This window comes from Polynucleobacter sp. 35-46-11, from assembly GCF_002281105.1.
On sequence record NZ_NCFJ01000576.1, the window covers coordinates 1 to 1499 of the forward strand.

A 1499-nucleotide genomic window follows, 5' to 3' on the forward strand; every position below is an offset into this window, starting at 1 on the left:
GCGCAAATTGGTTGGTACGGTACAGCAATGCTTTGCTATGTCACACCAAAAGAACATTTAGGTTTGCCAGATAAAGAGGATGTTCGTACCGGCATCATCACGTACAAGATTGCTGCTCATGGTGCTGACTTGGCTAAAGGCTTGCCTGGTGCTCAAGTACGCGATAACGCTTTATCTAAAGCGCGCTTTGAGTTCCGTTGGGAGGATCAATTTAATCTCGGCTTAGATCCTGAGCGTGCCCGTGAATACCACGATGCGACCTTACCTGCTGAAGGCGCCAAAATTGCGCACTTCTGCTCCATGTGTGGACCGAAGTTCTGCTCGATGAAGATCACTCAAGAAGTGCGTGATTACGCAGCAACTTTGGATGCAGATGGCAATCCGAAAGCGAAAGTCATTCCGATCACCGCGGAAGCCTCTACCGATCCTCAAAAAGGTATGGAAGAGATGTCAGCTGAGTTCCGTAAGCGCGGTAGCGAGATTTATCAGTAAGTGAAGAGCACGTTCTCAAACGGCAAATATGCCATCGTTGGCGCCGGCCTCATGGGTCGGTTGCTAGCGGTCGCACTTGCTAAGCGCGGTGCTCGTGTAGAGCTGTTTGAGAAAGGTGCTTCAGATGCTGCTAATTCGGCTGCACGCATTGCTGCTGCGATGTTGGCCCCACTCGCAGAATCTGCCATCACGGAAGATGTGGTCGTGCGCATGGGTATACATAGCCTGCCTCGTTGGAAGCAACTTATCGATGAGTTAGCAAAGCCCGTGTTCTTTCAGCAAGATGGCACTTTGATTTTGTGGCATCGTCAAGATGCTAGTGATGCGGAACGTTTTGCCTCTCATCTTGAAAGAAATTGCACTCACAATCAGTCGCTTGCTAGACCAATTCAATTGGATAGCCAATCTCTTGCAGAAATTGAGCCTGGTGTGGCTGAGCGTTTTACTCAAGGCCTCTATCTTCCCAATGAAGGGCAGCTAGATAACCGCCAGCTTCTAGAGGCTTTACTGGTTGAACTCACTCTCATGAAGGTGCCTTGTCACTGGAATCAATCCACCGACCCAGAGCAACTTCGCAATCTAGAGAATGGTTTTGATTGGGTTATTGATTGTCGTGGTCTTGGTGCCAAGGGTGCTACAAAGAATTTACGTGGCGTTCGTGGCGAAGTTATTCGTTTGCATGCGCCTGAAGTCAAACTGCGTCGCCCTACTCGCCTCATCCATCCGCGTTACCCCATTTACATTGCGCCTAAAGAAGATGACGTCTATGTTGTTGGCGCAACAGAAATTGAGTCTGAGGATTTATCTCCTATGAGTGTTCGATCCGCTATGGAATTACTCAGTGCGGTCTATACCGTTCATAGTGGGTTTGCTGAAGCCCGTATTTTAGAGATGGCAACACAGTGTCGCCCCACGCTGAAAGATAATTTGCCGGAGATATCCGTTAATCACAAACCAAATCAAGCCAATCTCATGATGATCAATGGTCTCTATCGTCATGGCTTCAT

The 1499-nt window shown here is 48.6% G+C and carries 2 protein-coding genes; both read left to right on the forward strand.

The features are described from left to right. A partial coding sequence (locus B7Y67_RS17775) for a phosphomethylpyrimidine synthase ThiC (protein WP_293599768.1) occupies positions 1–492 on the forward strand: 492 nt, incomplete at its 5' end. Between the two features lie 51 nt (positions 493–543). After that, positions 544–1499, forward strand: a 956-nt coding sequence (locus B7Y67_RS17780) for an FAD-dependent oxidoreductase (protein WP_293599769.1), incomplete at its 3' end; no start/stop codon positions are given.